The sequence below is a fragment of the Mycobacterium sp. genome, from assembly GCF_035603715.1.
Lineage (GTDB): Bacteria > Actinomycetota > Actinomycetes > Mycobacteriales > Mycobacteriaceae > Mycobacterium.
This window is the reverse complement of record NZ_DATNJW010000191.1, coordinates 1-8178: the sequence shown is the minus strand read 5'-3', so window position 1 is coordinate 8178 and position 8178 is coordinate 1. Positions and strand designations below refer to the sequence as shown.

Genomic DNA, 8178 nt, shown 5'->3' with positions numbered 1-8178 from the left:
GATCAAGCAGCAGGGCGCCAAGCAGGCAGAACTGTTGCGTTCCCAACTGGTCCGTCAGCTGCGTCAGGACATCGGTGCCGAATCCGTCCGGCGGGCAGCCGATCTGGTGCGCGGCTACGTCGCCGAACCGGGCCAGCAGTCCGCGACCGTCGACCGCTTCCTGAACGATCTCGACGAGATGTCGGCCTCCACGGCCGACATCCAGTACCCCGTCGAGACCAAGATGCGTTCGGCCAGCCGGTTGGCGCTGACGGGTCTGCTGGACCAATTCGGCGGGATCGCCGACAGCCTTGACGACAACGGCCTGTCGACGCTGGCGGACGATCTGACGTCTGTCGCCGCGCTGCTGGTCCACGAAAGCGTGGTCACTCGCTATCTCACTCAGCCGTCCGAGGACTCATCGCCGCGAGTCCAATTGGTCGAGCGGCTGGTGTCGGGCAAGGTCGGTCAACCCGCTCTTGATGTCCTCAAAGCGGCGGTCGCCGAACGCTGGTCGGCCGAAACCGATCTCGTCGACGCGATCCAACTGGCAGCTCGGCAAGCCCTGTTGATCCGTGCCGAGAAGGCCGGTGAGGTCGACGAGGTGGAAGACCAGTTGTTCCGGTTCTCCCGCATTCTCGACGCGCAGCCGCGGCTTGCCATCTTGCTGGGCAACTACGAGGTGGCTGCGGATGCGCGAGTTAAGTTGCTGCGCAACGTCCTCAAAGGTGCCGGCGCCGGCGTCAACGCGATCACGGCTGACCTGCTCGCCAAGACGGTCGAGTTGCTCCACGGACAGCCGGCCGACGCGGCAGTGCAGAACCTGGCCGAAGTGGCGGTGGCTCGACGTGGCGAGGTCGTCGCGCAGGTAAGCGCAGCAGCCGAACTCAGCGACGCCCAGCACACCCGCCTCACCGAGGTGCTGAGCCGGATCTACGGCCACCCGGTCACGGCACAAGTTTCCATCGACCCAGAGCTGCTCGGCGGGCTCGCGATTTCGGTTGGCGACGAGATCATCGACGGGACGCTTTCGTCGCGTCTTGCCGCGGCCCAGACCCAATTGCCGGACTGACCACTACCGACGTAATACCATCGACAAGCAGGAAGAACGAAAAGCCATGGCAGAGTTGACAATCTCGGCTGACGACATTCAGGGTGCGATCGAGGAGTACGTAAGCTCCTTCACCTCCGACACCACCAAGGAAGAGGTGGGCACCGTCGTCGATACCGGTGACGGCATCGCGCACGTCGAGGGCTTGCCGTCGGTGATGACCCAGGAGCTCCTCGAGTTCACCGGTGGGGTCCTTGGCGTCGCGCTGAACCTCGACGAGCACAGCGTCGGCGCGGTCATCCTGGGTGACTCCGAGAAGCTCGCAGAGGGTCAGCAAGTCAAGCGCACCGGCGAGGTTCTCTCTGTCCCGGTCGGCGACGAGTTCCTGGGCCGGGTGATCAACCCGCTGGGCGAGCCGATCGACGGCCAGGGTGACATCAAGGCGGAAACCCGTCGCGCGCTGGAGATTCAGGCCCCATCGGTGGTGCAGCGGCAAAGTGTTTCCGAGCCGCTGCAGACAGGCATCAAGGCCATCGACGCGATGACGCCGATCGGTCGCGGCCAGCGCCAGCTGATCATCGGTGACCGCAAGACCGGCAAGACCGCGGTGTGCGTCGACACCATCCTCAACCAGCGCGAGAACTGGGAGTCCGGCGACGAGAAGAAGCAGGTGCGCTGCGTCTACGTGGCCATCGGCCAGAAGGGCACCACGATCGCGTCGGTCCGGCGTGCCCTCGATGAGGGCGGCGCGATGGACTACACCACCATCGTCGCCGCGCCGGCGTCCGACGCTGCCGGGTTCAAATGGCTTGCGCCCTATACCGGTTCGGCGATTGCCCAGCACTGGATGTACAACGGCAAGCACGTGCTGATCGTCTTCGACGACTTGAGCAAGCAGGCCGAGGCATACCGCGCCATCTCGCTTCTGCTGCGTCGTCCGCCCGGTCGTGAGGCCTACCCGGGTGACGTGTTCTACCTGCACTCGCGGCTGCTGGAACGTTGCGCCAAGCTGTCCGACGAGCTCGGCGGCGGCTCGATGACCGGCCTGCCGGTCATCGAGACCAAGGCCAACGACATCTCGGCCTACATCCCGACCAACGTCATCTCGATCACCGACGGTCAGGTGTTCCTCGAGTCCGACTTGTTCAACCAGGGTGTGCGACCCGCGATCAACGTCGGTGTGTCGGTGTCCCGGGTGGGTGGCGCGGCGCAGATCAAGGCGATGAAGGAAGTAGCAGGAAGCCTCCGTTTGGACCTGTCGCAGTTCCGCGAGCTGGAGTCGTTCGCTGCCTTCGCCTCGGACTTGGATGCCACGTCGAAAGCACAGCTGGATCGCGGCGAACGGCTGGTCGAGCTGCTCAAGCAGCCGCAGTACCAGCCGTCACCCGTTGAGGAGCAGGTCATTTCGATCTTCCTCGGCACCGACGGACACCTCGACTCGGTCCCGGCCGAGGACGTGCATCGCTTCGAGACCGAGTTCCTCGACCACATCCGCGGGGCCAAGGACGGCATCCTTGCCGACATCAAGAAAACGCAGAAGCTCAGCGAAGAGACCGAGAAGAAGTTGGTCGACACGATCAACGAGTTCAAAAAGGGCTTCGCGGCTACGGGCGGTGGATCGGTGGTGCGTGACGAGCACGTCGAGGCCCTCGACGAAGACCAGGTAGAGAAAGAAGCCGTGCAGGTACACAAGCCGGCACCGCCGGAGCAGAAGAAGTAATCGAAGATGGCTGCCACACTTCGCGAACTGCGGGGTCGCATTCGTTCCGCCGGGGCGATCAAAAAGATCACCAAGGCCCAGGAGATGATCGCGACGTCGCGCATCGGCAAGGCACAGGCACGGCTGAAAGAGGCCCGGCCCTACACCGTCGAGATCACCCGCGTGCTCACCACGCTCGCGCAGGAGGCGGCTCTCGACCACCCGCTGCTGGTCGAGAAGCCCTCACCGAAGCGGGCTGGCGTGCTGGTGGTCTCGTCGGACCGGGGCCTGTGCGGCGCGTACAACTCCGGCGCCTTCCGCAAGGCCGAGGAGCTCTTCTCGCGACTGCGCGCGGACGGCAAGACTCCGGTGCTCTACACCGTTGGACGTAAAGCGCAGGGCTATTTCAAGTTTCGCAACTGGGACATCAGCGAATCCTGGTCTGGTTTCTCAGAGCGGCCCAGCTATGAGGACGCCGCGAAGGTCGCAGAAACTCTGGTGAGTACCTTCCTGGCCGGCGCCGGCGACGACGAAGAGTCCAGCGACGAGCCCGGAGTCGACGAATTGCACATCGTCTACACCGAATTCAAGTCGATGATGTCGCAATCGGTCGGAGCGCACCGCATGGCTCCGATGGTCGTGGAGTACATCGAGGACGACAACGAGCCCCGCACGCTGTATTCATTCGAGCCGGATGCGACGACGCTGTTCGATGCGCTGCTGCCGCGTTACCTGACCACCCGCATCTACACGGCGCTGCTCGAGTCTGCCGCGTCAGAACTGGCGTCACGCCAGCGTGCGATGAAGTCGGCCAGCGACAACGCCGACGACCTCATCAAATCGCTCACGCTCGAGGCGAACCGCGAGCGGCAGGCTCAGATCACTCAGGAAATCAGCGAAATCGTCGGTGGCGCAAACGCGCTCGCCGACGCCAAATAGGCCCCATCAGGAAGCGAAGAGGATATGGCTGCTACCACTCAAAAGGCTGCGAAGTCGACGAACTCGAAGGGCAGCGACACCAACGGCCGCGTGGTGCGGATCACCGGGCCCGTCGTCGACGTCGAATTCCCGCGCGGCTCCGTGCCGGAGTTGTTCAACGCCCTGCACGCCGATATCAGCTACAAGGATTTGGCGAAGACGCTGACGCTGGAGGTCGCGCAGCACCTCGGCGACAACCTGGTTCGCACCATCTCGATGCAACCGACCGACGGACTGGTCCGCGGCGTCGAGGTGACCGATACCGGAAAGGGGATCTCCGTTCCGGTTGGCGACGGCGTCAAGGGCCACGTGTTCAACGCCTTGGGGGTCTGTCTGGACGAGCCGGGCTACGGAGAAGACTTCGACCACTGGACGATTCACCGCAAGCCGCCGCCGTTCGACGAGCTCGAGCCGCGCACCGAGATGCTCGAGACCGGCCTGAAGGTCGTTGACCTGCTGACGCCTTATGTGCGCGGTGGAAAGATCGCGCTGTTCGGCGGTGCGGGTGTGGGTAAGACCGTTCTGATCCAGGAGATGATCAACCGTATCGCCCGAAACTTCGGTGGTACTTCGGTATTCGCCGGCGTCGGGGAACGCACCCGTGAGGGCAACGACCTGTGGGTCGAGCTCGCGGATGCCGATGTGCTCAAGGACACCGCGCTGGTCTTCGGACAGATGGACGAGCCGCCCGGCACCCGTATGCGAGTCGCCTTGTCGGCGTTGACGATGGCCGAGTTCTTCCGCGACGAGCAGGGCCAGGACGTGCTGCTGTTCATCGACAACATCTTCCGATTCACCCAGGCCGGTTCCGAGGTCTCGACACTGCTCGGCCGGATGCCTTCAGCCGTGGGCTACCAGCCCACGCTCGCTGACGAGATGGGTGAGCTGCAGGAACGGATCACCTCGACCCGAGGTAAGTCCATCACCTCGATGCAAGCGGTGTACGTGCCCGCCGACGACTACACCGACCCCGCGCCGGCGACGACGTTCGCGCACTTGGACGCCACCACCGAGCTGTCCCGAAACGTGTTCTCCAAGGGTATTTTCCCCGCGGTGGACCCGTTGGCATCCAGCTCGACGATCCTGGACCCGGCGATCGTCGGCGACGAGCACTACCGGGTTGCGCAGGAAGTGATCCGAATCTTGCAGCGCTACAAGGACCTTCAGGACATCATCGCGATTCTGGGTATCGACGAGCTGTCAGAAGAGGACAAGCAGCAGGTCAACCGGGCACGCCGGATCGAGCGGTTCCTCTCCCAGAACATGATGGCGGCCGAGCAGTTCACCGGTCAGCCAGGATCCACCGTTCCGCTGAAGGAAACCATCGAGGCCTTCGACAAGCTGGCCAAGGGCGATTTCGACCACATCCCCGAGCAGGCCTTCTTCCTTATCGGTGGGCTGGACGACCTGGCAAAGAAGGCCGAGAGCTTCGGCGCCAAGCTGTGATGTGTCGCCGGCGGAGGCTGAGCGTGGAAGGGCAGGTGTGAGATGGCCGTGCTGAACGTGGAGATCGTCGCCGTGGACCGGAAAATCTGGTCGGGCGAGGCGACGTTCCTCTTCACGCGCACCACGGTGGGGGAGATCGGGATTCTGCCCAATCACATCCCGCTGGTTGCGCAGCTCGTCGACGACGCCATAGTTCGAGTGGAGCGTGAGGGCGAGGATGACCTCCGGGTCGCCATCGAAGGCGGCTTTCTGTCGGTCACCGAGGAGAGTGTCAGCATCCTCGCCGAGTTCGCACAATTCGAATCGGAGATCGACGAGGCTGCCGCCAAACAGGATTCGGAATCAGACGACCCGCGCATTGCCGCGAGGGGACGTGGCAGACTGCGCGCTGTCGGCGCGCTCGACTAGCGGACCGCCGCGATGAGCGCGCTCATGAGCGTGATGATCCTGCTCGTCGTCCTGCTGGGGCTTGCGGTCGTCGCCCTGAGCTATCGCTTGTGGAAGCTGCGTCAAGGTGGGACGGCGGCGATCATGCGGGACATCCCCGCGGTCGGGGGCCACGGTTGGCGCCACGGCGTAATTCGTTACCGCGGTGCGGATGCCGTGTTCTACCGACTGTCCAGCGTTCGGTTGTGGCCGGACCGCAAGCTCAATCGGCGAGGTGTGGAGGTCGTCTCTCGACGTCCACCGCGCGGTGACGAGTTCGACATCATGACCGACGAGATCATCGTGCTCGAACTGCGTGATACCACGCAGGAGCGCAGGGCGGGCTACGAAATCGCGCTGGACCGAGGCGCATTGACGGCATTCCAGTCGTGGTTGGAGTCACGTCCGTCGCCTCGCGCACGCCGCCGCACCACTTGACGTTGGGGTTTACTTCTTCGGCTGGTCGGATCTTCCGCCGCCGGGTTGCCACAGCACGTCGCCGTCGGGATTGACCACTCGGCACAAGATGAACAGCAAGTCCGACAGGCGATTCAGGTACTTCGCGGGCAGCGGGCTGACATCTGTTGGGTGCTCCTCGATCGCGTCCCACGCCGAACGCTCCGCGCGTCGGGCCACCGTGCGGGCGACGTGCAGCAGTGCTGAGAGCGGTGAACCACCAGGCAGCACAAACGATTTGAGCGGTGCCAGGCTCTCGTTGAATTCATCGCACCAGGCCTCGAGGCGGTCGATGTAGGACTGCGTGATGCGCAGTGGCGGATGCTTGGGGTCCTCCACCACCGGCGTCGACAGATCCGCGCCGGCGTCGAACAGATCGTTTTGGATCTGTTTCAGCACGTCGGCTATCTGCTGCGTCGGGTTTCCCAGGGCGATCGCCGCGCCGATCGCCGCGTTGGCCTCGTCGCAGTCGGCGTATGCCACCAGGCGCGTGTCGTTTTTGGAGACCCGTGAGAAATCGCTCAACCCCGTCGTTCCGTCGTCGCCAGTCCGGGTATAGATGCGGGTCAGATGTACTGCCATGAACAAAAACGTACCGCTCCGACTGACGTAGCCGACTGACAGGGCGAAACGGCTTCACTAAACTGGCCCGCGTGGCCGAGCGTTTCGTGGTGACCGGAGGTAGTCGGTTGTCGGGCGAAGTCGCTGTTGGGGGAGCCAAGAACAGTGTTCTGAAGTTGATGGCGGCGACGCTGCTTGCCGAAGGCACCAGCACGATCACCAACTGTCCCGACATCCTCGATGTGCCGTTGATGGCGGAAGTGCTGCGGGGCCTGGGCGCCACTGTCGAATTGGCCGGGGCAACCGTGCGCATCACCTCGCCGGACGAGCCGAAATACGACGCCGACTTCGCTGCGGTGCGGCAGTTCCGGGCCTCGGTCTGCGTGCTCGGTCCCCTGGTCGGGCGGTGCAAGCGCGCCAAAGTCGCGCTGCCTGGTGGTGACGCCATCGGTTCGCGGCCGCTGGACATGCATCAAGCCGGGCTGCGGCAACTCGGAGCCGTCTGCAATATCGAGCATGGCTGCGTCGTTGCGCAGGCAGATTCCTTGCACGGCGCGGAAATTCAACTGGAGTTCCCCTCGGTCGGGGCAACCGAGAACATCTTGATGGCTGCGGTGCTGGCTGAGGGCGTCACGACGATTCACAATGCCGCGCGCGAGCCCGACGTGGTTGACCTGTGCGCGATGTTGAACCAGATGGGCGCGCACGTCGAGGGCGCGGGTTCGCCGACGATGACGATTACCGGCGTACCGCGGCTCTACCCGACGGAGCATCGGGTGATTGGCGACCGAATTGTGGCCGCCACGTGGGGCATTGCCGCCGCGATAACCCGCGGCGACGTCACGGTGACCGGGGTCGACCCGGCGCATCTGCAGGTTGTGCTGCACAAGCTGCACGATGCCGGCGCCACGGTTACTCAGACCGACGACAGCTTTCGGATCACCCAGTACGAGCGGCCGAAGGCCGTCAACGTCGCGACGCTGCCGTTCCCCGGTTTCCCGACAGACCTGCAGCCGATGGCGATTGCGCTGGCGTCAATCGCCGACGGCACTTCGATGATCACCGAGAACGTATTCGAAGCGCGGTTCCGGTTCGTCGAGGAGATGATCCGCCTAGGTGCCGATGCGCGCACCGACGGTCACCACGCCGTGGTCAGGGGTCTTCCGCAACTGTCGAGTGCGCCCGTGTGGTCTTCGGACATCCGGGCCGGCGCGGGACTGGTGCTTGCCGGCCTGGTGGCCGACGGTGACACCGAGGTGCACGACGTGTTCCACATCGACCGGGGCTACCCGTTGTTCGTGGAAAACCTGGCGAGTTTGGGCGCAGAGATAGAGCGCGTAGAGTAGGTCGGTACATAACAAGCACGCCTGCTCTAGGGCATCGGACGTGCAGTTTGACGGCGCTTTTGCGATGGAGTACAGTAGCAGGGTTGCCCGAAAACGGGTGTTGTTTGAGAACTCAATAGTGTGTTTGGTGGTTTTGTTTTTGTTGTTGTTTTTTTGGCCGCGTTTCAGCGCCCCGTGTTGGGACGTGGTTTTTTGATGCCAGTTTTTGGTGTCTTGCTTTGGTCAGATTTTCTCTG

Annotated in this window: 8 protein-coding genes; 7 read left to right on the top strand and 1 reads right to left on the bottom strand. The window is 63.7% G+C overall.

Features of this window, described 5'->3' with window-relative positions; genetic code table 11:
- The 6 genes from VN856_RS08185 to VN856_RS08160 form a co-directional block, all read left to right on the top strand.
- A partial coding sequence (locus VN856_RS08185; RefSeq protein ID WP_325687881.1) for a F0F1 ATP synthase subunit B/delta occupies positions 1 to 1051 on the top strand: 1051 nt, incomplete at its 5' end.
- A 46-nt stretch (positions 1052 to 1097) separates the two neighbouring features.
- Positions 1098 to 2750 (top strand): F0F1 ATP synthase subunit alpha, encoded by a 1653-nt coding sequence (atpA, locus tag VN856_RS08180; protein ID WP_325687879.1) that lies wholly within the window; start codon positions 1098 to 1100, stop codon positions 2748 to 2750.
- Positions 2751 to 2756: 6 nt separating this feature from the next.
- Positions 2757 to 3668, top strand: a complete 912-nt coding sequence (locus tag VN856_RS08175; RefSeq protein ID WP_325687877.1) for a F0F1 ATP synthase subunit gamma — start codon at positions 2757 to 2759, stop codon at positions 3666 to 3668.
- A gap of 24 nt (positions 3669 to 3692) precedes the next feature.
- The gene (gene atpD / locus VN856_RS08170) at positions 3693 to 5153 is read left to right on the top strand and encodes a F0F1 ATP synthase subunit beta (RefSeq protein WP_325687876.1); all 1461 of its coding nucleotides are present in this window, start codon (positions 3693 to 3695) and stop codon (positions 5151 to 5153) included.
- Positions 5154 to 5195: 42 nt separating this feature from the next.
- Positions 5196 to 5561, top strand: a complete 366-nt coding sequence (locus VN856_RS08165) for a F0F1 ATP synthase subunit epsilon (RefSeq protein ID WP_325687874.1) — start codon at positions 5196 to 5198, stop codon at positions 5559 to 5561.
- A gap of 12 nt (positions 5562 to 5573) precedes the next feature.
- Positions 5574 to 6017: a DUF2550 domain-containing protein gene (locus VN856_RS08160; protein WP_325687873.1), complete on the top strand. Its 444-nt coding sequence runs from the start codon at positions 5574 to 5576 to the stop codon at positions 6015 to 6017.
- Positions 6018 to 6026: 9 nt separating this feature from the next.
- On the opposite strand, the gene VN856_RS08155 is transcribed toward VN856_RS08160, so the two are convergent.
- Positions 6027 to 6617 carry a cob(I)yrinic acid a,c-diamide adenosyltransferase gene (locus VN856_RS08155; protein WP_325687871.1) on the bottom strand — a complete coding sequence of 197 codons (591 nt, stop codon included), beginning with the start codon at positions 6615 to 6617 and terminating at the stop codon, positions 6027 to 6029.
- 71 nt (positions 6618 to 6688) lie between these two features.
- On the opposite strand from VN856_RS08155, the gene murA reads away from it, so the two are divergent.
- Positions 6689 to 7942: a UDP-N-acetylglucosamine 1-carboxyvinyltransferase gene (murA, locus tag VN856_RS08150; protein WP_325687869.1), complete on the top strand. Its 1254-nt coding sequence runs from the start codon at positions 6689 to 6691 to the stop codon at positions 7940 to 7942.
- Positions 7943 to 8178 lie beyond the last annotated feature (236 nt).